21 protein-coding genes and 3 tRNA genes are annotated in these 20,065 nt (G+C 67.3%); 12 read left to right on the top strand and 12 right to left on the bottom strand.

Going from position 1 to position 20,065, the window contains the following annotated elements:
* Positions 1-222 precede the first annotated feature (222 nt).
* The 7 genes from ACZZZF_RS08730 (at position 223) to ACZZZF_RS08700 (ending at position 5,614) form a co-directional block, all read left to right on the top strand.
* A complete protein-coding gene (locus tag ACZZZF_RS08730) occupies positions 223-1,353 on the top strand; it encodes a low temperature requirement protein A (protein ID WP_463499932.1) in 1,131 nt (376 codons plus the stop codon).
* 89 nt (positions 1,354-1,442) lie between these two features.
* Entirely contained in the window at positions 1,443-2,417 is a 975-nt protein-coding gene (locus ACZZZF_RS08725; protein ID WP_187249903.1) for an intradiol ring-cleavage dioxygenase, read from the top strand.
* Between the two features lie 42 nt (positions 2,418-2,459).
* Positions 2,460-2,702, top strand: coding sequence for a twin-arginine translocase TatA/TatE family subunit (locus tag ACZZZF_RS08720; protein ID WP_187249904.1), 243 nt, complete (start codon positions 2,460-2,462; stop codon positions 2,700-2,702).
* Between the two features lie 3 nt (positions 2,703-2,705).
* Complete coding sequence (gene tatC / locus ACZZZF_RS08715) at positions 2,706-3,500, top strand: twin-arginine translocase subunit TatC (RefSeq protein ID WP_463497966.1); 795 nt, start codon at positions 2,706-2,708, stop codon at positions 3,498-3,500.
* On the top strand, positions 3,497-3,904 hold the full coding sequence (locus ACZZZF_RS08710; RefSeq protein ID WP_463497964.1) for a Sec-independent protein translocase subunit TatA/TatB: 408 nt from the start codon (positions 3,497-3,499) through the stop codon (positions 3,902-3,904). Before tatC ends, ACZZZF_RS08710 begins: the two co-directional genes overlap by 4 nt.
* A gap of 158 nt (positions 3,905-4,062) precedes the next feature.
* A complete protein-coding gene (locus ACZZZF_RS08705) occupies positions 4,063-4,347 on the top strand; it encodes a hypothetical protein (RefSeq protein WP_150115151.1) in 285 nt (94 codons plus the stop codon).
* 148 nt (positions 4,348-4,495) lie between these two features.
* Positions 4,496-5,614 (top strand): fatty acid desaturase family protein, encoded by a 1,119-nt coding sequence (locus ACZZZF_RS08700; protein ID WP_463499930.1) that lies wholly within the window; start codon positions 4,496-4,498, stop codon positions 5,612-5,614.
* 79 nt (positions 5,615-5,693) lie between these two features.
* Here ACZZZF_RS08700 and ACZZZF_RS08695 read toward each other — a convergent pair whose 3' ends face one another.
* From ACZZZF_RS08695 to ACZZZF_RS08680, 4 genes are all read right to left on the bottom strand, one after another.
* Positions 5,694-6,524 (bottom strand): ABC transporter permease, encoded by an 831-nt coding sequence (locus ACZZZF_RS08695; RefSeq protein ID WP_230100971.1) that lies wholly within the window; start codon positions 6,522-6,524, stop codon positions 5,694-5,696.
* Positions 6,521-7,426, bottom strand: coding sequence for an ABC transporter ATP-binding protein (locus ACZZZF_RS08690; protein ID WP_072590696.1), 906 nt, complete (start codon positions 7,424-7,426; stop codon positions 6,521-6,523). The genes ACZZZF_RS08695 and ACZZZF_RS08690 overlap by 4 nt, the downstream gene beginning before the upstream one ends.
* A gap of 111 nt (positions 7,427-7,537) precedes the next feature.
* Positions 7,538-8,968: a coiled-coil domain-containing protein gene (locus tag ACZZZF_RS08685; RefSeq protein ID WP_056276732.1), complete on the bottom strand. Its 1,431-nt coding sequence runs from the start codon at positions 8,966-8,968 to the stop codon at positions 7,538-7,540.
* A gap of 163 nt (positions 8,969-9,131) precedes the next feature.
* A complete protein-coding gene (locus ACZZZF_RS08680) occupies positions 9,132-9,635 on the bottom strand; it encodes a hypothetical protein (RefSeq protein WP_056276735.1) in 504 nt (167 codons plus the stop codon).
* Between the two features lie 69 nt (positions 9,636-9,704).
* Between ACZZZF_RS08680 and ACZZZF_RS08675 the strand changes: the two genes are divergently transcribed.
* Positions 9,705-10,436, top strand: a complete 732-nt coding sequence (locus ACZZZF_RS08675; protein ID WP_463497963.1) for a DUF2071 domain-containing protein — start codon at positions 9,705-9,707, stop codon at positions 10,434-10,436.
* Here ACZZZF_RS08675 and ACZZZF_RS08670 read toward each other — a convergent pair.
* From ACZZZF_RS08670 to ACZZZF_RS08650, 5 genes are all read right to left on the bottom strand, one after another.
* Positions 10,417-11,337: an AEC family transporter gene (locus ACZZZF_RS08670; protein ID WP_285365312.1), complete on the bottom strand. Its 921-nt coding sequence runs from the start codon at positions 11,335-11,337 to the stop codon at positions 10,417-10,419. The two genes, ACZZZF_RS08675 and ACZZZF_RS08670, sit on opposite strands and share 20 nt — an antisense overlap.
* 317 nt (positions 11,338-11,654) lie before the next feature.
* A complete protein-coding gene (locus ACZZZF_RS08665) occupies positions 11,655-12,278 on the bottom strand; it encodes a GntR family transcriptional regulator (RefSeq protein WP_082297981.1) in 624 nt (207 codons plus the stop codon).
* 261 nt (positions 12,279-12,539) lie between these two features.
* Positions 12,540-12,612, bottom strand: a tRNA-Phe gene (locus tag ACZZZF_RS08660).
* A 70-nt stretch (positions 12,613-12,682) separates the two neighbouring features.
* Positions 12,683-12,756, bottom strand: a tRNA-Asp gene (locus ACZZZF_RS08655).
* A 29-nt stretch (positions 12,757-12,785) separates the two neighbouring features.
* A tRNA-Glu gene (locus tag ACZZZF_RS08650) sits at positions 12,786-12,858 on the bottom strand.
* A gap of 211 nt (positions 12,859-13,069) precedes the next feature.
* Here ACZZZF_RS08650 and ACZZZF_RS08645 point away from each other — a divergent pair.
* Positions 13,070-14,437 carry a peptidoglycan DD-metalloendopeptidase family protein gene (locus tag ACZZZF_RS08645; RefSeq protein ID WP_053098718.1) on the top strand — a complete coding sequence of 456 codons (1,368 nt, stop codon included), beginning with the start codon at positions 13,070-13,072 and terminating at the stop codon, positions 14,435-14,437.
* 68 nt (positions 14,438-14,505) lie between these two features.
* Here ACZZZF_RS08645 and ACZZZF_RS08640 read toward each other — a convergent pair whose 3' ends face one another.
* Together ACZZZF_RS08640 and ACZZZF_RS08635 are read right to left on the bottom strand one after the other, a co-directional pair.
* On the bottom strand, positions 14,506-14,997 hold the full coding sequence (locus ACZZZF_RS08640) for an inorganic diphosphatase (RefSeq protein WP_053098719.1): 492 nt from the start codon (positions 14,995-14,997) through the stop codon (positions 14,506-14,508).
* A 68-nt stretch (positions 14,998-15,065) separates the two neighbouring features.
* A complete protein-coding gene (locus tag ACZZZF_RS08635; RefSeq protein ID WP_463497961.1) occupies positions 15,066-16,037 on the bottom strand; it encodes a LysR family transcriptional regulator in 972 nt (323 codons plus the stop codon).
* A gap of 111 nt (positions 16,038-16,148) precedes the next feature.
* Between ACZZZF_RS08635 and ACZZZF_RS08630 the strand changes: the two genes are divergently transcribed.
* Together ACZZZF_RS08630 and ACZZZF_RS08625 are read left to right on the top strand one after the other, a co-directional pair.
* On the top strand, positions 16,149-17,528 hold the full coding sequence (locus tag ACZZZF_RS08630; protein ID WP_056276751.1) for an MFS transporter: 1,380 nt from the start codon (positions 16,149-16,151) through the stop codon (positions 17,526-17,528).
* Entirely contained in the window at positions 17,525-18,322 is a 798-nt protein-coding gene (locus ACZZZF_RS08625; RefSeq protein WP_056276754.1) for a 3-hydroxybutyrate dehydrogenase, read from the top strand. Before ACZZZF_RS08630 ends, ACZZZF_RS08625 begins: the two co-directional genes overlap by 4 nt.
* Here ACZZZF_RS08625 and ACZZZF_RS08620 read toward each other — a convergent pair.
* A complete protein-coding gene (locus ACZZZF_RS08620) occupies positions 18,289-18,945 on the bottom strand; it encodes a TMEM175 family protein (RefSeq protein WP_463497959.1) in 657 nt (218 codons plus the stop codon). The genes ACZZZF_RS08625 and ACZZZF_RS08620 overlap by 34 nt on opposite strands.
* Before the next feature lie 77 nt (positions 18,946-19,022).
* On the opposite strand from ACZZZF_RS08620, the gene tilS reads away from it, so the two are divergent.
* The gene (tilS, locus tag ACZZZF_RS08615) at positions 19,023-20,009 is read left to right on the top strand and encodes a tRNA lysidine(34) synthetase TilS (RefSeq protein ID WP_463497957.1); all 987 of its coding nucleotides are present in this window, start codon (positions 19,023-19,025) and stop codon (positions 20,007-20,009) included.
* Positions 20,010-20,065 lie beyond the last annotated feature (56 nt).

Here is a 20,065-nt window from a genome sequence, read left to right as displayed (position 1 = left end):
TCCGTGATCCCACATCACGGGTTGCGGTCACCGTCCCACACGGTGGTGCTGGCAGCAGGCACTGCAGACTTCGTTCACTCTAGCGGAACCAAACGTTCAGGGGAAGATAATTCACGGGAGTGGATCAACCTGTATTCCGGTACATCTGCTTAGTCGGAGAATGGCCCCCGATATTCTGACCGCGTGACCACCACTTCAGCGCCTCGATTCCATCTCAGCCGCATGCTGCCGAGGGATCCGGCTCAGCCTCATCGCACGGCCAGCACGCTCGAGCTGTTCTTCGATCTCGTCTTCGTCGTCGCGGTGAGCATCGCCTCGGCCCAACTGCACCACGCGCTGAGCCACGGCGACTTCGTGCACGGAATCACCTCCTACGCGATGGTGTTCTTCGCCGTGTGGTGGGCGTGGATGAACTTCACCTGGTTCGCCACCTCCTTCGACACAGACGACTGGTTGTATCGCGTCACCACCATCATCCAGATGGGCGGAGTGCTCGTGCTCGCTGCCGGCATCCCTGCGGCGTTCGAGGAGGGGGACTTCACCGTCCCGGTGATCGGCTACATCGTCATGCGTGTGGCCATGATCGCGCAGTGGCTGCGGGCGTCCCGCGGTGCGGGAGATCTCAAGGGTGCCGCGCGTCGCTACGCCATCGGGATCGCCGGCGTGCAGGTGCTCTGGGTGCTGTTCCTGCTCATCCCGTCGGGCCCCCTCCAGCTCGTGGCCTTCGTGGTCTTCGCTCTCGTCGAGGTCAGCGTGCCCGTGTTCGCCGAGCACCGCAGACAGACGCCCTGGCATCCCCATCACATCACCGAGCGCTACGGGCTGTTCACCCTGATCGTGCTCGGCGAGAGCCTCCTCGCCTCCGCCAATGCGATCATCGACGCGAAGAACGAACTCGACTCCTTCGTCCCTCTCATCTCGATCTCCGTGCTGACCCTGGTCGTGACCGCGTCTCTCTGGTGGATCTACTTCTGGGCGCCGCACCACAGGGCGATCACGACGTTCGGCCGCTCGCTCCGCTACGGGTACACGCACTATCTCGTCTTCGCCGCGGCCGCCGCCTTCTCGGCGGGCATCGAGGTCGAACTCGACGTCCTGATAGGGGAGAGCCATCTCTCCACCATCCAGGCGTCGTTCACCGTGACCATCCCGATCGCGATCTTCCTGCTCGGCGTCTGGTGGGTCGCGATCCGCGAGAACGCCGACAGGGTGGTGAACACCGTCGTGCCGGTCGGTGCGGCTGTCGTCCTCCTCGACGCCCTGCTGCCTATCCCCGTGGCGGTCAGCGCCCTCGTGCTCGTGGTGATCGTGGTCGTCCTCGTCCTCCATCCGCCGGTGCGTCGAGAGCCATAGATTCTGCATAGACGCGGCATAGCTCGCTGATCGGCTCCTCCGTGACCATGGGTACATCGACACCCATCCACATCGAGAGGAGCACGATCATGAGCCGCATTCCCGAACCCGTACAGACCCCTGAGGGCCCGACCTACGAGGGGCGGCTGCTCGACCGTGCCGATGAGGAGGTCGTGGATCAGGGCGCCGCCTTCGACATCCGCACCCTGGTGACGCGCCGCGGCATTCTCGGACTCGCCGGACTCGGGGTGGGCGCGATGGTGCTCGCCGCGTGCGCCCCGTCGGGCAGCGGCAGCACGAGCGAGTCGACATCGACGAGCGATACGGGGACGACGTCCGGGTCGTCGACCACGACAGCGGCCGGCGAGATACCCGACGAGACCGCAGGTCCCTACCCCGGAGACGGATCGAACGGACCGGACGTCCTCGAGGATTCGGGCATCGTGCGACAGGACATCACGACGTCGATCGACGGGTCGGCGACAGCCGACGGCATCCCGCTGACCTTCGAGTTCCAGGTGGTCGACCTCGCGAACGGCAGCGTCCCCTTCGAGGGCGTCGCGGTGTACGCATGGCACTGCACGGCTGAGGGGGAGTACTCGATGTACTCGTCGGGGCTCGAGGACGTCACCTACCTCCGTGGAGTGCAGGTGGCGGATGCCGAGGGGAAGGTCTCGTTCACGTCGATCTTCCCCGGCTGCTACTCGGGCCGCTGGCCGCACATCCACTTCGAGGTCTACCCCGACCTCGCCTCGATCACCGACTCGGCCAACGCCATCGCCACGTCCCAGCTGGCACTGCCCGAAGATGTCTGCGCCACCGTCTACGCCGATTCCCGCTACCCGGGCTCGACGCAGAACCTGTCGCAGACGAGCCTCTCCGGCGACAACGTCTTCGGCGACGACTCCGGGGCCCTTCAGCTGGCCACTGTCACCGGCGGCGGCAGCGGATACACCGCGACGCTCGTGGTCGGCGTCGACACGGCCACGACGCCCGGCGCAGGCTCCGCGCCGTCGGGCGGCGCGGGCGGCCCCGGTGGTGGCGGCGAGCCGCCGTCCGACTGAACCCGAACCCCGACAACCCCTCCACGCGAAAGAACAGAGACCATGCTCCAGAACCTCACAGGGTGGCACGCCCTGATCATCCTCGCGATCGTCGTCCTCGTCTTCGGCGCCGCGAAGCTCCCCGCCCTCGCCAAGAGCGTCGGCCAGTCGATGCGCATCCTCAGATCGGAGGTCGCCGAGCCTTCGAACGAGGCACGGGTCGAGCCGACGCCGAGGGGCCGGGACCGTGTCGACGCTCGGGAGTCCGCAGACCTCCCGCAGCCCGCCCTGCGGCCCGCGGAGTAAACCGTGTCCTCGCTCGCCGCTGATGCCGTCGAGGCGAGCACCGCGCCCGCCCTGGCCCGGATGCCGCTGTCCTCGCACCTGCGGGAGGCGCGCACGCGCTCGTTCCGTGCGGCGGCGGCGCTCCTGACCGGGGTGGTCGCCGGGTATCTCCTCTCGGACCAGATCCTCGAGGTCGTGCGAGCACCGATCAGTGCGCTCGCCGAATCGCGCGATGCGAGCCTCAACTACGACAGCATCACCGGGGCTTTCGACCTTCGGCTCAAGATCGCGCTCTTCGCCGGTGTCGCGCTGTCGAGTCCCGTCTGGATGCACGAGCTGCTCGCGTTCCTCGCTCCGGGTCTGACCACCAGAGAGAAGAGGTACACGTTCGGCTTCCTGGCGGCATCCGTTCCCCTGTTCATCGGCGGATGCCTGATGGGCTTCCTTCTCTTCCCCCACATGGTCGAGCTGCTCGCGAGCTTCGCCTCGAACGAGGACAGCACGCTGCTGCAGGCGTCGTACTACGTCGACTTCATCCTCAAGATCGTGCTCGCGACCGGGGTCGCCTTCGTGCTCCCGGTGTTCGTCGTGATGCTCAACCTGCTCGGTGTCGTGTCGGCGGCGGCGATCGCGCGGAGCTGGCGTCTCGTCGTCGTCGCGATCGTCCTCTTCAGTGCGGTCGTGACCCCCGCGGCCGACGTGCTGTCGATGTTCCTGATCGCGATTCCCATGACCCTGCTGTTCCTGATCGCCCTGCTGCTCGCATGGCTGCATGATCGCAGGGTCGGGGAGTCGGCCGTCGGCACGACGGAGGCATGACGATGTTCGGACTCACGATCGAGAAGCTGTTCCTCGTCGCGCTGATCGCAGCCGTGATCATCGGTCCTCGGCGACTGCCGGAGTATGCGGGCCGTCTCGGCGCCCTCGTCCGCCGGGTGACGCTCACCGTCGGCGAGGCGGCGCGGCGAGCCGAGCAGGAGGCCGGAGTGGCGAGCATCCGCCAGGAATGGACCGCCGTGGATCCTCGGCGGTACGACCCGAGGCAGATCATCCGCGAGGCGTGGGATGCGGGGGAGGAGTCGGACGGCTCGAAAGCCGCTGAGGCCCCGCAGCCGGAGCCCGAGGGGCGCTGGACCGTGGCTGGATCGTCCGGTCATCCACGGCGCGTGTGGAAGCCCGCTGAGGCGGAGGCCCGCGTGCGCGGCGCCGACCTGCTAGACTGATGGAGCAACGTGAGTTCTGGCCGCCCTCTAGGCCACCACGGAGCCACTGATCAGGGCCATTACGGACCAAGCGCATCGATGCGCGCGGCATCCGCCTTCGATCTCACATCTTGCGGGTCGCGACAACGCGTGCCCGTCACACAGCAATGAGTATCACCATGAGCACGACCACTTTTCCTCCTTCCGATCCGTTGACCTGGAAACAGGCCGACACAGATGTGCACGTCGCGACCCGCGGCGGCGAGTTCGCCGGGTTCGTCGAATTTGACGGCACCGCGCATGTCGCCCGCGACCAGCGTGGTGACGACCTCGGCTCGTTCGAGTCGCTGGATGCCGCCCGTGACGCCCTCGAGAGCGCGAATGCGCCGAGATCTCGCCCGCGCAGCCTCACCTCTCCCTTTCGCCGCGCCCTCCGCAGCCGACCGCGTCGCGCACGCGCCTGACCGTTCCATGCGGGGGAACTGTGAATCGTCAAGGGATGCTGATGTATTCCCCAAATCGCATGAGGGCAGGGTTAGCCTGAGTTAAGCGTTCGGCGATCTGCCTTGGGCTTCACATCAGCTCAAGGGCTCCGATCGACGGGAGAGCAACATCTCCATTTCACAGGTCGAAAAGACCGACGCAGTTCTCGGACCGGTACGTCAGACGTATTCGGGCAATGCGGACATTCCTCCGATGACCCACGCCTACAAGCAGGTCTCGCAGGTCATCCGCGAAACCGGCCTCCTCCAGCGCGCCGGATGGTTCTACATCTTCGTGGCCGTCGGCATCGCCGTGGCTCTGGGCGGAGTCATCACCGGCTTCATCCTTCTCGGCGACAGCTGGCTCCAGCTCCTGATGGCCGGGGCTCTCGGCATCATCCTCACGCAGGTGGCGTTCCTCGCCCATGAGGCCGCGCATCGTCAGATCCTCTCCACGGGCCCGGCGAACTTCCGCCTCGCCCGCATCCTCGCCGCCGGCGTGGTGGGAATCAGCTATTCCTGGTGGGACTCCAAGCACACCAAGCACCACGGCAACCCGAACCAGGTCGGCAAGGACCCCGACATCGAGGTCGACACGATCTCGTTCCTCGAGACCGACGCCGCGCAGTCCCGCGGTATCGTCCGTCTGATCACGCGCAAGCAGGGGTGGCTGTTCTTCCCGCTGCTGACGCTCGAGGGCCTGAACCTCCACTACCTGGGCGTGAAGCACCTGGTGACCAGCAAGAAGGCCAAGGGCCGCTGGATCGAGCTGGGCCTCATCGCCCTCCGGTTCGCGATCGTCCTCGTGCCTGTGTTCCTGATGCTGCCGCTCGGCATGGCATTCGCCTTCATGGGTGTGCAGCTCGCCGTCTTCGGCGTCTACATGGGCGCGTCCTTCGCGCCGAACCACAAGGGCATGCCGATCATCGATCCCAACGCCCGTCTCGACTTCTTCTCGAAGCAGGTGCGCACCTCTCGCAACATCCGCGGCGGATGGTGGGCCACCTGGCTCATGGGCGGACTCAACTACCAGGTCGAGCACCACCTGTTCCCGAACATGCCCCGCCCGCACCTCTCGAAGGCTCGCGAGGTCGTGCGCGACTACTGCGCCGCCAACAACGTGCCCTACACCGAGACCAGCCTCGGCCGGTCGTACGCGATCGTGATCGAGTACCTCAACCGCGTCGGTCTCGCCGCCGGTGCTGATCCGTTCGACTGCCCCGCAGCGGCCCAGTTCGTCCGGGCGTAGACACTCTCGCGGCGTCGCAGCCGACCCGCACATCGAACGGCCCCATCCTTCGGGATGGGGCCGTTCGCATGCCAGACGGTCAGTTCCGCCGGATCCAGCGGAACGTCGCGCGGCTGAGGATGAAGCCGACCACGAGCCATGCGGCGAGGGCGACCGCCACGAGCCCGAGATCCCATGATCCGCTCGGCTCTGCCGAGGAGAACGACTCGGGCAGGATCGCCGCGCGCATACCCTGAGCCATCCACTTGAGGGGAAAGACCGCAGCGACGTTCTGCAGCCATTCCGGCAGCGCGGTGAAGGCGATGTAGACGCCGGAGATGAACTGCAGCAGCAGCACGACCGGGATCACCACGGCGGACGCCGTCTTGCCCGACCGCGGCACGGCAGACAGTGCGATGCCGAGAAGCGTGCACGAGAGCAGGCCGAGCACGAAGACCCAGGCGAAGCGACCCCAGGCCTCAGCATCCGAGGGCAGTTCGACCTGATAGAGGACGACCGCGACGACCAGCAGCAGAGTGATCTGCAGGATCGCGGTGACGAAGACCTCACCGATCTTGCCGATGAAGTACGTCGCCGGTGAGATCGGCGTGCTGCCCAGCCGCTTGAGGGTTCCGTCGCTCTTCTCCACTGCGATCTCGATCGACAGGCCCTGCATCCCGGAGAGGAAGATGCCTCCTGCGACGAGACCGGGAAGGTAGTACGTCGCCATGCTGATCTTGTCGGGCCCTTCGCCGATGTCGCCCGTGAAGATCGTCGCGAAGATGAGGTACATGAGGGTGGGGAACAGGAAGGTGAAGAAGACCTGGTCGCTGGCGCGGAAGTACTGACGCAGTTCGAACGGGATGCGGCGTACCCCGAGGCGAACCGTGCGGGCGAGCCCGAAGTTCGGCGTGGCAGTCGTGGTGCTCATGCGGACTCCGCCACATCTGCCCGCAGGGCCTCTGCGGTCGGATCGGAATCGGATGCGGCTCCGTGCTCACGGATGAGGCCGAGGTAGATGTCCTCGAGAGTGGGACGCACGACCTCGAGGCCGTCCGGCTCGCCGCCCGCTCGCTGAAGCTCGGAGACGACCGCGCCGGGAGCGGTCGTGCGCTGCTCGTGGCGCACGCCGGCGGCATCCCTCCAGCGAACCATCGGCGTCCTCGCCTCGGGCCCGCCGATCTCGTCGATCTTCCCGATCGCCACGATGCGCCCGTCTGTGATCACCGCCGCGCGATCGCCCAGCCGGGCGGCCTCATCGAGATAGTGAGTGGTCAGCAGGATGCTGGTGCCCTCGGACTTCAGGGTGCGGATGAGCTGCCAGAACTGCTGTCGGGCCTCGGGATCGAAGCCGGTCGTCGGCTCATCGAGGAACAGGAGTTCGGGGCGTCCGATGATCCCGAGGGCGACATCGAGACGGCGCTGCTGACCACCGGACAGCTTGCCCGCTCTGGATCGCTGCTTGTGCTCGAGTCCCACGGCGGCGATCACCTCGTCGACCGGACGAGGGTGGGGGTAGTAACCGGCGAACTCGGTGAGCAGCTCCCGCACGGTGAAGTTGCCGGCCTCTCCGGTGGACTGCAGGACGATCCCCAGTCGTGCCTTCCACGCCAGACCGCCGCGCTGGGGGTCGACACCGAGCACGCGCACGTCGCCGGACGTGCGGTGACGATAGCCCTCGAGGATCTCGATGGTCGTCGACTTGCCCGCGCCGTTCGGGCCCAGAAGAGCGAAGGTCTCTCCCCGGCGGATGTCGAAGCTGATGCCGTCGACTGCGACGGCACCCCCGTACTCCTTGCGGAGATCCCGCACCTCGATCACGCTGTCTGTCATAGGTACAGCGTGCACGCTGACGGCTCCGAGCGATAGCAGGACGGGTGAACCGAGCGAGGGCGTGGACGGATATCCGCCCACGCCCTCGCTCGGTCAGTCAGGAGAAGTCGCTCAGCGGGAGGCCTTCTGATCGGACTCGACGACCTCGATGGTGATCTTGCCGTCGATCGTCTCGGCGTTCTCGTCGAGGAGCTCGTCCTCCAGCGCCTCGTCACCGCGGAACTCCTCGTCGCCGGTGACCTCGTCGACCGCGTCGTCGGAGTCGTCGATCAGCTCGGCTTCCTCGACCTCGACGGTCTCGGCGTCGGTGTCGTCATCGACCTGCGACGCGGCCGCTGCAGAGCCGACGGATGATGCCTCGTCGCTGAAGATGCCCTCCGGGCGGATCAGCTCGCGCACCTCGGCCATGAAGCTGGCGAGCTGCTGCTGCTGCCAGCGCAGCTGGCGCGCGTGGTCCTCGGCGTCCCGCAGCACGGCGGACGTGTGACCCGTCACCGAGTCGACGATCTTCTGCGACTTCACGCGGGCACGGTCCAGGGTGTCGCGGGCGCGCACCTGAGCATCCGCTTCGATGGTCTGCGCCTGCGACCGCATCAGGCGCTCGTAGTCGTCAGCCTTCGCCGAGATGCGCTGCGCGTGATCGAGCGAAGCGGCCACCTGCTCGTTGGCGTCGGTGGTGATGCGCTCGGCGTGGGCGACGGCCTGGTTGTGCAGCACCAGGAACTCCTGCTGAGCGTCGTCCTGCCGACGGGTGAGCGTCTCCTCGAACTCGAGGACGCGGGCGTTCATCTCGCGCACCTCGCGCTCGGCCTCGGCGCGCAGCTGGGTGGTCTCGCGGGTGACGAGCGAGCGGAGCGCCGCAGCGCCCTTCTCCGCCTCGGTGCGGATGGCCGTGGCCTCCTGCGTCGCCTGATGCACCCGCTCGGCGGCGTGCGCGGCCTCGCGCTCGAGCGTCGCCTGGTGGGCGGTGTACTCGGTGTCGATCTTCAGGCGCACCTGGTCGGCGTCGTGCTGAGCGTGCGCGATGATGCGGGTGACGTCGGCATCCGCCTCGGCCCGCTGTGCGGTGACCTCTTCGCGCGCGGCCGCCATCAGACGGTCGGCCTGCACGGCGGCGTTCTGGATGAGGACGTTGGCCTGCTCCTCGGCCACCCGGAGGATCGCCTCGAACTGCTCCCGCGACGGTGCCTCCTGGCCATCCGCGCGCGGGGTGTCGACGAGCTCGTTGGTGAGGGTGGCGACCTGCTGCTCGGTCTCGGCAGCCTTCGCCTTGGTGGCGAGGAGCTCCGCCTCGAGCTCTTCGCGGGCGATGCGCTCTTCTTCGCGAAGCGCCTCGACTGCGTCCTCGTGACGTGCCTCGGTGGCGGCGAGGTCGGCCTTCGCCTGCTTCAGCTGATTGCGCAGAGTGCTGAGGGCCGAGTCGACCTCCGCCTTGTCGTAGCCGCGGAACGAGGCCGTGAAGCCGGACTGCTCGCGCGGCGTCTCTTCGATCAGCTTGTCGAAGAAGTCGGGGGTCCGGTCGTTGTCGGGGGATTCACTCATGGGTCGGCCTTTCCGGCGCAGGTCACAGGGACTGAGAGCTGTGATGAGAAATGGTGCCGTCGCGAGGCCGACTGTGGGCTGGCCGGTGCGTGATCAGCAGTAACACAGCCTAGTTGCGACGGCTGTGAGATGCACCCGATGTTCCGGTACGCACTGGGCTTCTCTACTCCGCGATCCACGACTCGGTCGCATCGTCGCGCCGGTGCCGCAAGGGCGGCCCGGGCGAGACCTGGACGCCCTCAGCGCGTGCTGCGGCGGAGACGGCGGAGCGCAGGTCTGACCAGAACTCGGAAGTGTTGGGAACGCCCAGATGCTCGCGGATCCTCTCCACCTGCAGACGGGTCCCGTTCTCATCGTCGACCACCCGCACGATCGCGTCATCCGGTTCGACGAATCGGATACCGTAGCCTCCGCTCGCGAGCGGGGTGAACTTGCGTGGCTGCTGACGCACGACCCCGTCGACGATCTCCCTCGCCGTGGCCTCAGACGTCTGCAGCACGAGCGTCGTGCCCAGTTCCTCGAGTATCCCGGTGAGGCGGTCAGCCACGTGACGCTGCCCTGCTCTGCCGCCGGCGGCGCCGGTGGAGCGACGGACCCAGCGGGGCAGGAGGATCGCGAGCACGATGATCGCGCCGATCGCGGCGATGTAGATGAGCGGATTGTCCACGGATACAACCTACGTGCACCTCGTCCCCGAGGCCTTGGAGGAATTTAGCTCCAGTGCTACATTCGGAGTATGACGATCATCCGCGGTGTCCGTGCTCAGCTCCGTCGGCGACTCCTGATCACCTATCGGGTCCAGCCGGAGGTCGCCTCCTCCTTGCTGCCCACGGGGTTCCGCCCGCAGATCGTCGACGGGTCTGCGGTGGCCGGCGTGTGCGTGCTGGGGCTGGAGTCGATCCGACCGAGCTGGGCGCGGGGCCGGTGGGGTCTGCGCTCCGAGAACGCCCACCGGGTCGCCGTCGAGTGGGACACCGAGGATGGCGTGCAGAGAGGCGTCTTCATCGTCGGTCGGCACAGCTCAGCGTGGCATCCGGTCATCTTCGGCGGACGGTTGTTCCCGGGGGTGCATCGCCGAGCGAGGTTCGAGATCGAGGAGGGGGATGGTCGCTACGCGGTCACGATGGATGCCGGCGAGCACAGTCTCTGCGCGGATGTCGAGGTGGGAGGCGCATGGTCGAGCTCTCTCTTCGCCTCGATCGACGAGGCCTCGGACTTCTATCGCGCCGGTCGGCTCGGCTGGTCGGCGGCGCGGGGAGGGCGCGGCGTCGAATCGGTCGCGCTCACCACCGACGCGTGGAGGGTCGAGAACGCACACCTGCACAGCGTGAGCTCGTCGTTCTTCGACGCTCTTCCCGCCGGCTCAGTGGTGTTCGACAGTGTCGTCGTGATGCGCGATCTTCCGCTGACGCTGTCGGACGTGCGCGAGTCCCGGATCGACGCGGTGCTCAGCCCAGCAGGAACATGATGAGGATCAGCACGGGCAGGCAGCCGAGAGTGGTCAGGAATACGGTGTCGCGCGAGATCGTCTCGCCGATGTCGTAGCGCTGCGAGTAGTTGAAGACGTTCTGTGCGGTGGGGAGCGCGGCGAGGATCACGACGATCAGCACCTCGGCCGGCGAGAGCCCGAAGACGAACTCGGCCACCACCCACGCGATCAGCGGCATCGCGATGAGCTTGAGCGAGGTGGCGAGGATGATGTCCCGCCGGTGGCCGGGGGCGCCGAGCACGCGCTGGCCGTGCAGGGAGATGCCGTAGCTGATCAGCAGAACCGGCACGGCGGCATCGGCGATCAGCTGAGCCGGCTCCATGATGATGGGCGGCACTGTGAGGCCCAGCACCGAGATGAGCGTGCCGAGGAGCGACGCGATGATGATGGGATTCGTCGCCGTGCGCACGAGCGTCTTTCGCAGCGATACGCGATCGCTCGTGACGGCGTCGAGGATCGTCAGCGAGATCGGGGTGAACACCAGCAGCTGCATCAGCACCACCGGTGCGGGGTACGCGGCGCTGCCGAGAAGGTAGAGCGACAACGGGATGCCGATGTTGTTCGAGTTGACCTGCCCCGCCGACAGCGCTCCGATCAGGGTCTCTCCGACCGGACGCTTCCACCAGAGCCGCGCGATGAGTGTGTAGATCCCGATGATCGCGACGGCCGCGATCGCCGACACGGGGAGCAGCGAGGAGAAGAGCATCTTCGCATCGGCGTGGGCGAGCACGGTGAAGAGCAGGAACGGCGACAGCACGAAGAAGATCAGACGCCCGAGCACGTGCCGGGCGTGCGGTCCGAGCAGGTCGATCCGACCGAGCACATAGCCGAGTGCGATCGCGACTCCCACGACGGCGAATCCGGTGAGCGTCTCGAGCATGGTTCGAGCGTATCCAGCCCGGACGCACGTCGTCGCCACCGGCACGGTCGGCGCGCGGGAGTCCGCCGTAGCAGTCGGAGTGGCCCTGCGTCAATGGATGAGCTCCGATCAGCGTCAAGACGGGGTGCGGCCATACGCTGAGAACACGACGAGCAGCATCTGCCGCTCTCCGTCGGTCGAACCAGACGGTGCCCTCGAGTTCTCTCGGTCTTGAGCGCCCACATGGGGGTGGGTGCGCTTGCGGACCTTCTCATCGACTGCTCCGGTCCCCCCGTTCGGGCGCGGGGGACCGGAACCAACTTCCTCGGGAGTGGCCGCTACTTCAGGCGGAGCATCCTCTGCACGGCCTTCACGCCGGCGTTCGCGCTGCGGGCGCGCATCGCGGACTCGAGCTCCTCGAGCGATTCCTTCGTGTCCACCCGGGGCTCGCCGAGGTAGAGGTCGCGGAACACGAGATACCAGAAGTCGCTCAGCATGAGTCGATAGAGATCGTTGAGCGCGCGGTCGGTGAGGAACTCGAAGAGCTCCACATGGGCTTCGATCCATCCCTCGCCCGTCTCGACGGACCGGATGGCGTCGGCGATCAGTTCGCACGCGATGGCGAGATCCGCCTCGGACAGCGCAAGCGCGGCCTCACGGATGATCTCCCCGCCCTGAGAGGCGGCGAACTCGCGGGTGATGCGGGACCGCTCGTCGGTGATGTCGGTGACCATCGAGTAGCGGTTCGCGTGGACCTCCATCAGCCCGGCGCGCGCCAGTCGCTGCACGGCCTCTCGGACGGGGGTGCGGGTGACTCCCAGATCGTCTGCGATCGCCTTGTCGCTCAGTTTCGCGCCAGGCGCGTAGGTGCCGTCGGCGATCGACGTCGCGAGTCGACGAAAGAGCTCTTCAGCTCCGAGGTTCCGCTGCGCCCCAGGCACAACGGGCAGTTCAGGTCCCATATCGGTATATTACGGCGCATAAGTATGGCGCGGCTGTCCGCCGAGCAGATGCGTGTTTGACCTGCGGCCCGTGCACCTGCTCGACGCATCGAGACGGTCGTCCCGAGACGTGTCGTCTCGTGGCTGGAGCGCGTGACGACAAGCACAGAACCAGCAGCCCAGGGGAGCGGAGCAGACACCGACTCTCACCGGAAAAAGCGGAAACCCCCGCCATGTAGAAGCTAGGCGAGGGTTCCTAAGGTGACTGTAATGATCACCCTGTGGCTCCGACGGGCGTCGATCCCGTGACCTCACGATTTTCAGTCGTGCGCTCTACCAACTGAGCTACAGAGCCATGCGACCGGCTAGACCTGTCGCATCTAGACGAAAGGCCCTTCTCGAAGAAAAGGGCCCGTCGCTTAGAGCGACCCTGACGGGACTTGAACCCGCGACCTCCGCCGTGACAGGGCGGCACGCTAACCAACTGCGCTACAGGGCCATACTTGTTTTCAATTGTACCGGAAGGAGTGACCCCAACGGGATTCGAACCCGTGCTACCGCCGTGAAAGGGCGGCGTCCTAGGCCGCTAAACGATGGGGCCGAAGTCTGTCCCGGAGGACTTCCTTGCCGACGCTCAAGCATAAGGGAAGATCTGAGCAAAACGCGAATCGAGGGCGAGCCTGCTGTCTCCCGGGCGTGTTCAGGAGGACGATGGACTCACATCGCTGTGCCCTCTCCCGCTGTCCGCCCCCTGGTGCGGATGTGAAAGAAGTTGTTAGTGTGGCATCTGTGAAACCGGCGAAAGGGGCCGTGTGAACGACCATCACTCCACGTCGGATGCTGCTGCGGCGGCGTCCGACGACTGCGGCTGCGCGCCGACCCCTGCGGAGAGCCGCGCGTTCTGGAAGGACCGTTCGGTCACCCGTCGCAGCGCTCTCACATTCGGCGCGCTCAGCGTCGTCGCCCTCAGCGCCTTCGGCGTCTCCTCAGGAGTGACCGCCGCGTACGCCGCCTCGTACCCCAGCTGGGACGACGTGCAGAACGCCATGAACAACGAGTCCGCGAAGGCAGCGGAGGTCACGCGCATCGAGGGACTCATCCAGTCGCTCAAGCAGCGGGTGGCGGATGCGCAGGCCAAGGCCGTGCTCGCGGGCGAGGAGTACAACGCCGCGCAGCTCGCCTACTTCGACGCCATCGCCGTCGCGGAGGAGCTCCAGTCGAAGGCCGATGAGCAGGCCGTCGCCGCCGATGACGCCACGAAGAAGGCGGCCCAGCTCGCGGCGCAGCTGTATCGCAACGGCGGCGACGACACCGCCCTCGAGCTGTTCTTCGCCGGCTCGGCCGACAACGCCGACCAGCTGCTCTCGCGTCTCGGCACGATGGACAAGGTCTATCAGTACAACCAGACGGTGCACGACAACGCGGTCGCTGCCCGCAACTCGGCCCAGCAGCTCACCGATCAGGCTGTCGTCGCCCGCACGGAGCGCGATCGCCTGCAGCAGATCGCCGAGCAGAAGATGATCGAGGCTCAGGCCGCTGCGGACGCCGCTCAGGCTGCGCTCGACGAGCAGTCGGCGAACCTCGCGACGATGCAGGCACAGCTCTCAGCCCTGAAAGACGCCACGGCGACGACCGTGGCCGGGTACAAGGAGGGCGTGCGCGTCGCGGAGGAGGAGCGCAAGCGTCGCGAAGCGGCCGAGGCCGCGGCAGCCGCCGCAGGCAACGGCGGCGGAGGAGGTGGCGGCGGAGGCGTCGGCGGCTCGCCGGGTTCCGGCGGCTGGGTTCGACCGCACGGAGGACACCGGAGCGCCGGATTCGGCCCCCGGCCCAAGCCCTGCGCAGCCTGCTCCGGCTACCACTACGGCGTCGACCTCGCGAACGGGTGCGGCGCGGCGATCTATGCGGCGCAGTCTGGCACCGTCGACTACGCCGGTCCGCGCGGCAACTACGGCAACTACATCCGCATCCAGCACGGTGGGGGAGTCTCCTCCGGCTATGCCCACATCAGGGACGGCGGCTTCGCCGTCCGCAGCGGGTCATGGGTCAACTCCGGTCAGGTCATCGCCTATGCGGGCAACACCGGAGCATCCGTCGGCTGCCACCTGCACTTCGAGGTGTACATCAACGGCGCGTACACCAACCCGATCACGTTCCTCGCAGATCGCGGCGTCTCGGTCTGAGAACGACCACGACGAGAAGACCCCCGGCCGCTGAGCGGAACCGGGGGTCTTCTCGTCGGAGCCTGGGGTCAGTGACCCTGCTCGCCGAAGCGGACGATCGCCTCGTCGAGGATGCGCTGCGCCTCTGCGGCGTCGCCCCATGCGTCGACCTTGACCCACTTGTTGGGCTCGAGGTCCTTGTAGTGCTCGAAGAAGTGCTCGATCTCCTTCTTGGTGTACTCGGCGACGTCGCCAATGTCCTGGATGTGGGCCCAACGGGGGTCCTTCGACAGCACGGCGACGAGCTTGTCGTCTCCGCCGGCCTCGTCGCTCATCTTGAGCACGGCGACCGGGCGCACCTCGACGACGACGCCGGGGTAGATGGCGTGGTCGAGGAGCACGAGAACGTCGAGCGGGTCGCCGTCCTCGCCGAGGGTGTTGTCGAAGTAGCCGTAGTCGGCGGGGTACCCGAAGGTCGTGTAGAGCACGCGGTCGAGGTGCACTCGTCCGGTCTCGTGGTCGACCTCGTACTTCACGCGGCTGCCGCGCGGGATCTCGATGACGGCGTCGTGTGCGCCCATGCGTGTGCTCCTCAGAAATGACGGTTGGATGCCGCGCACTAGCCTAGCCGGGCCGTCGACGGGTGCTGTCAGCGTTCGGCGGCCGGGGCGATGCCGAGCAGTGCATCCTGGACGGCCGCCGTGCGGTCGCGGATGGCGGCAGCCACCGCGGCGACCGCGGGCTGGCGCAGCGAGTCCGGACGCAGCACCATCCAGTAGGGCAGGCGCTCGGCGAAGTCGTCGGGGAGGAGCCGCACCAGATCGGCGTGGCCGTCGGCCAGGAAGCACGGAAGGAAGCCGATCCCCGCGCCGGCGCGTGTGGCCTCGACATGGACGAAGACGTTGGTCGAGCTGAGCGAATCCGGCATCCCCGGCACGAGTCGTCGAGGAGCATCCAGATCGTCGACCTGGAGCATCGAATCGACGAAGTAGACCAGCGGATGCCTGCTCAGCTCATGGGAATCGGCGGGCGTCCCGTGCTCGTCCAGGTACCCGTGCGACGCGTACATGCCCAAGGTGTAGAAGCCGAGTCGGATGGCCTCGGCGCGGTGCACCTGCGGTTCTCCGACCACCACTTCCAAGTCCAGCCCGGAACGGTACTGCAGAGCCCGCCGGGTGACGTTGACGATCTCGACGCTGAGTCTCGGATACTTTCGCCGCAGCTGCGCGACCGCGGGCGCGATGATGAACGCACTGAACCCGTCGGTGGCCGAGATCCGCACGACCCCGGCTATCTGATCGGACTCGGCTTCTCCTTCATGGATCGTCGCCACCGCCGTCTCCACGTCCTCGGCGGCGCGCACCGCCCGACGCCCGAGGTCTGTCAACTCCCACCCTCCCGAGCTGCGGGCGAGGACCCGCCCGCCGAGGACTCTCTCCAATGCGGCGATGCGTCGCGAGACTGTCGTGTGATTCAGCCCCAGGCTCTGGCCGGCAGTAGTGAAGCGACCGGTGCGCGACACCGCGAGAAGGATGAGGAGATCGTCGGCGTGCGGCTCGGAGGTACTCGGGGAAGATGTCACATCTGCAATTGTGCACTCCGTCTCTGCTCGACTGGTCATTGGCGCACAGAGCCGGGCATGCACATACTGGCGGAGGCCGCCCGCAGACGGGATACCGGCCCGCCAGGCAGCCGTCGACGAGGACGCTGCAGAACACGAAGGAGTGCATTCATGGGCGTCGAGCAACCGGTCGACTCGCAGGTCGAGACCCGAACATCCGGGCTGAAGAAGATCGTGGCCGCCTCGATGGTGGGCACGGTGGTGGAGTGGTACGAGTTCTTCCTCTACGCCACCGCCGCATCGCTCGTGTTCGGCACCTTCTTCTTCCCCAACGCCGGCACCGAGCTCGACGGCATCATCGCCGCATTCCTGACCTACGCGGTCGGATTCATCGCCCGACCGCTCGGCGGCATCGTGTTCGGCCAGATCGGCGACAAGCTCGGCCGCAAGCACACCCTGCAGATCACCATCATCCTCGTCGGCGTCGCGACCTTCCTGATGGGGTGCCTGCCCGGCTTCGATTCGATCGGCTACTGGGCGCCGGCGCTGCTCGTGCTCCTGCGATTCATCCAGGGGTTCGCCGTCGGCGGTGAATGGGGCGGTGCCGTGCTGCTGGTCGCCGAGCAGAGCCCCGACAGGTCTCGCGCGTTCTGGTCGAGCTGGCCCCAGGCCGCCGTCCCGGTGGGCAACCTGCTGGCGACCCTGGTGCTGCTCGGCATGTCCTGGGCGCTTCCCGCCGACCAGTTCCTGAGCTGGGGATGGCGCGTGGCGTTCTGGGTCTCGGCGATCGTCGTCGTCATCGGCTATTACATCCGCCGGCACGTCAGCGAGGCGCCCATCTTCCTCGAGGCCCGCGCACAGGTCGAGGCCGACAAGGCCGTGAGCTACGGAGTGCTCGAGGTCGTGCGCAAGTACCCGCGGGGCATCTTCGGAGCCATGGGCCTGCGCTTCGCGGAGAACATCCTGTACTACATCATCGTCTCGTTCACGATCGTGTACCTGAAGACGGTGCACGCCTACGACACGAGTCAGCTGCTGCTGGCGCTTCTGGTCGCGCATGCCATCCACTTCGTCGTGATCCCGCAGGTCGGCCGGCTCTCGGACGCCTGGGGACGCAAGCCCGTCTACCTCGCCGGCGCGGTGCTCGGAGCCAGCTGGGCGTTCTTCGCCTTCCCGATGTTCGACACCCAGAACCCGTTCGTGATCATCGCGGCGGTCACGATCGGTCTGTGCTTCCACGCGCTCATGTATGCGGGGCAGCCGGCGATCATGGCCGAGATGTTCCCGACCCGCATGCGCTATTCCGGCGTCTCGCTGGGGTACCAGGTCACCTCGATCGTCGCGGGCTCGCTCGCGCCGATCATCGCCACGGCCCTGCTGCAGGACTTCGGCTCGTGGCTGCCGGTGGCGATCTACGTCGCGGCAGCTTGCGCGGTCACCGCGGTCGCGGTGGTCACCCTCAAGGAGACCCGCGGGGTGTCCCTGCACGACATCGATGACGCGGATGCACGCAAGCACGGGCTGAACACTCCCCGGGTGAGCGCGGCATGACCGAGCGAAGCATCGAGCGGCCGGGTGCGGCCGGTCTGTCGCTGAGCGGCCGCCGAGCCCTGGTGACGGGAGGCGCCAGCGGGATCGGCCTGGCGGTCGTGCGAGCATTGGCCGCGCGTGGCGCTCACGTCGTGGTCGCAGACAAGGATCGCGCGCAGTGCGAGGCCGCCGCGGCCGAGGTCGGAGGCTCGAGCTGGGTGGTCGATCTGCTGGAGCCGGCCGCCGTCACCGACGACCGGCTGGCCGACGTGCTGGCCGGTGTCGACATCCTGGTGAACAACGCCGGGATCCAGCACATCAGCCCGATCCAGGATTTCGATCCCGAGGACTTCCGACGGATCGTGACCCTCATGTTGGAGGTTCCGTTCCTGCTGATCCGCGCGGCTCTGCCGGAGATGTACGCGAACGGGTTCGGCCGGATCGTGAACGTCTCATCGGTGCACGGACTGCGCGCATCGCCCTACAAGTCCGCCTACGTCGCGGCCAAGCACGGGCTGGAGGGACTGTCGAAGGCCACCGCGCTCGAAGGAGGGGAGCACGGCGTCACCAGCAACTGCGTCAACCCCGGCTACGTGCGCACGGCGCTGGTCGAGAAGCAGCTGTCCGACCAGGCGCGTGTGCACGGCATCCCTGAAGCCGAGGTGCTGGCGAAGATCATGCTGACCGAAAGCGCGATCAAGCGCCTGATCGAGCCCGACGAGGTGGCATCGCTGGTCGCCTGGCTGGCGAGCGACGAGGCGTCGATGGTCACCGGGGCGAGCTATGCGATGGACGGCGGCTGGTCGGCGCGATGAGGAACGATCCGCGTCCAGAGCCGATCCAGGAGCGATGACAGAGGTCCGGTGAGCCAGAGCAGCAGCAGGGCGAGGTACCCCACCCCTCCGAGGGTGATCGCCAGCAGCATCGCCACCGCCGAGAGCAGGATCGAGGCGATGTCGGCGGCGGCACCGTGACGGATGCGGGAGGGCGGCGTCTTCGTCAGGTCAGGGTGCCGCAGCAGATAGATGCGCGCGCCGAGCGTGGTGATCTGCGTGGCGATGAGCGTGCCGATGTAGAGGACCACCTGCAGTGGGTCGGTGTCCATCTGACCGAGCATCGCCGTAGGCACCGGCAGCCAGACGATCGTCGCCATCCAGGCCACGTTGAGCCAGAGAAGCGGTCTCGTGATCCGCGTGACCTCGTCGTACTGTCGGTGGTGCCCCATCCAGAAATTGGCGATGAGGACGAAACTCAGCCCGAAGCTCAGCAGCTGTCCTGCATGCTCCTGCAAGAACTCGGCGGTGCCCAGACCTCCGGCGGCGGCCTCGGACACGGACTCCATCAGCGGCAGGATCAGCAGCGTCATCGCGATGGCGACGACCGCGTCGACGAACGCCTTGAATCGTTCGGTCCTGAACCGCAGCACGTGATCCGTCACGGCGCCAGGCTAGAGCGCGATGCCCGTCGAGCGCGAGCGCTGTGCGGTGATCCGTCCCCGTGATCTACCGTTGGTCTGTGCCGTCGCTCTCTCCCGTCATCGCCGAGATCCGCCTCGCCGTGCGCACCGCGCTCGCCGATCTGCCCGAGGGGTCGACAGTCGTCGTCGCTCTCTCCGGGGGAGCGGACTCCCTCGCGCTCGCCGCGGCGACCGCTTTCGAGGCGCCCAAGCTCGGGCTTCGGGTGGGCACGCTCACCGTCGACCATGGGCTGCAGAACGGGTCGGATGCCGTCGCCGCGCGCGCTGCGAGAGCGGCGGCCGCGCTGGGGCTCGACGCGCTGGTCGTGCGCGTGGAGGTCGGCGCTGACGGAGGCCCTGAGGCAGCGGCGCGAGACGCGCGGTACCGGGTGCTGAAGGACGCCGCGACGGATGCCGGTGCGGCGGCCGTGATCCTCGGGCATACGCTCGACGACCAGGCCGAGACGGTGCTGCTCGGTCTCGCACGCGGATCCGGAGCCGCGAGCCTGCAGGGCATGGCTCCCGTGCGAGAGGACGATGACGGACTGCGCTGGGTGCGCCCGATGCTCGGGGTGCGGCGCGAGACCACACGAGCGTTCTGCGCGGAATCCGATCTCGAGGTCTGGGACGACCCGCACAACACAGATGATCGGTTCGCCCGGGTGCGGGTGCGCGACCGGGTCCTTCCCGTGCTCGAGACCGAGCTCGGCCCCGGCATCGCCGAGGCGCTCGCGCGCACCGCCGAGCAGCTGCGCGAAGACGCCGAGGCGTTCGACGAGATGATCCACGAGACGATCGAGGACATCGTCGAGCACGCCGAGGCGGGGATCTCCGTGAGCGTCGCCGCGCTCGCCGCTAACCCCGCCGCTCTCCGCAACCGAATCATCCGACTCGTGGTCGACAGCGAGTTCGGCGTGAGCCTGACCCGATCGCAGACCCTCGAGGTCGCTCGTCTGGCGATCGACTGGTCGGGTCAGGGGCCCATCGATCTGCCGGGGTGCTCGGCGGCTCGAGCGGGCGGTCGCATCGTGTTCACCGCGCGCTGAGCCGCGGCATCCCACTCCTCGCGGAGAGGGAGAACCCCCGCGGTCTCTTCCTCAGG

The organism is Microbacterium sp. AC215 (genome assembly GCF_979258645.1).
This window is presented reverse-complemented; position numbering and strand designations above follow the sequence as displayed.

Bases quoted from the DNA above. Each gene is read 5' to 3' on its own strand.
- ACZZZF_RS08705 (WP_150115151.1), top strand. From the start codon at position 4,063: ATGAGCACGACCACTTTTCCTCCTTCCGATCCGTTGACCTGGAAACAG.
- ACZZZF_RS08635 (WP_463497961.1), bottom strand. From the start codon at position 16,037: ATGACCAGTCGAGCAGAGACGGAGTGCACAATTGCAGATGTGACATCT.
- ACZZZF_RS08725 (WP_187249903.1), top strand. From the start codon at position 1,443: ATGAGCCGCATTCCCGAACCCGTACAGACCCCTGAGGGCCCGACCTAC.
- ACZZZF_RS08670 (WP_285365312.1), bottom strand. From the start codon at position 11,337: ATGCTCGAGACGCTCACCGGATTCGCCGTCGTGGGAGTCGCGATCGCA.
- ACZZZF_RS08730 (WP_463499932.1), top strand. From the start codon at position 223: ATGCTGCCGAGGGATCCGGCTCAGCCTCATCGCACGGCCAGCACGCTC.
- ACZZZF_RS08690 (WP_072590696.1), bottom strand. From the start codon at position 7,426: ATGACAGACAGCGTGATCGAGGTGCGGGATCTCCGCAAGGAGTACGGG.
- ACZZZF_RS08625 (WP_056276754.1), top strand. From the start codon at position 17,525: ATGACCGAGCGAAGCATCGAGCGGCCGGGTGCGGCCGGTCTGTCGCTG.
- ACZZZF_RS08720 (WP_187249904.1), top strand. From the start codon at position 2,460: ATGCTCCAGAACCTCACAGGGTGGCACGCCCTGATCATCCTCGCGATC.
- ACZZZF_RS08695 (WP_230100971.1), bottom strand. From the start codon at position 6,524: ATGAGCACCACGACTGCCACGCCGAACTTCGGGCTCGCCCGCACGGTT.
- ACZZZF_RS08665 (WP_082297981.1), bottom strand. From the start codon at position 12,278: ATGGGACCTGAACTGCCCGTTGTGCCTGGGGCGCAGCGGAACCTCGGA.
- ACZZZF_RS08685 (WP_056276732.1), bottom strand. From the start codon at position 8,968: ATGAGTGAATCCCCCGACAACGACCGGACCCCCGACTTCTTCGACAAG.
- ACZZZF_RS08675 (WP_463497963.1), top strand. From the start codon at position 9,705: ATGACGATCATCCGCGGTGTCCGTGCTCAGCTCCGTCGGCGACTCCTG.
- ACZZZF_RS08710 (WP_463497964.1), top strand. From the start codon at position 3,497: ATGACGATGTTCGGACTCACGATCGAGAAGCTGTTCCTCGTCGCGCTG.
- ACZZZF_RS08640 (WP_053098719.1), bottom strand. From the start codon at position 14,997: ATGGGCGCACACGACGCCGTCATCGAGATCCCGCGCGGCAGCCGCGTG.
- ACZZZF_RS08630 (WP_056276751.1), top strand. From the start codon at position 16,149: ATGGGCGTCGAGCAACCGGTCGACTCGCAGGTCGAGACCCGAACATCC.